Origin of the sequence: Pseudoalteromonas sp. SG41-2 (assembly GCF_014164535.1) — a bacterium.
In the GTDB taxonomy this organism is placed as follows: domain Bacteria; phylum Pseudomonadota; class Gammaproteobacteria; order Enterobacterales; family Alteromonadaceae; genus Pseudoalteromonas; species Pseudoalteromonas rhizosphaerae.
Window position 1 is genome coordinate 1 of the sequence record NZ_JACJFK010000116.1, and the last position, 563, is coordinate 563.

1 protein-coding gene is annotated in these 563 nt (G+C 39.6%); it reads left to right on the forward strand.

All coding sequences use genetic code 11. The annotated features are described in order from the left end of the window. Nucleotides 1–216: 216 nt before the first annotated feature. The coding region (locus H5186_RS22710) for a hypothetical protein (RefSeq protein ID WP_182795060.1) at nucleotides 217–563 on the forward strand (347 nt) is incomplete at its 3' end.

Below are 563 nucleotides of genomic sequence, written 5' to 3' on the forward strand. Positions count from 1 at the left end.
TAGCTCTGTTGTTTTTAAGCGATTCATAAGATCACAAAACACCATGAATGTTCCCTCGCTTCCCACATTTTTTAATACTATTAGTTCATTGATATATAAAGGCTAATTCTGGGGATACTTTAGGTAGTTAATCCAACACGTGCAAATATAATTGCACCTTATCGTGGTTATGATGTTGAAGCAGCTAAAAAATATGCAGAAATAATACAATTAAAAATGTCACGTTACACAAAGCATCGAGTATTTAAACAAATCCCCCTTAATTCCCCCATATTAGCAGATGCGATATGGATGCTTCAGCCTGCTCGAACAGGTTGGCAAGCTGAAATAAAGAACCATGTTTTATTAGCCGAGCTTGGGCTAAAACCTGGCGACCAAATCGAACTTAAATTAGAGACCAGCGTGTATCCGAGCGGTAAAGGCCAACCAACAATTCAGGGGTTTAATAGTATTTATGGCTTACCAATCGAATATTACAAAGCAGGTGAAAAGCCAGGGTTCTTTTCTTGGGGCGATGAGCGCAAGTATAGCCACCGCATTGGCCAAGTAATCAGCCAAGCCAT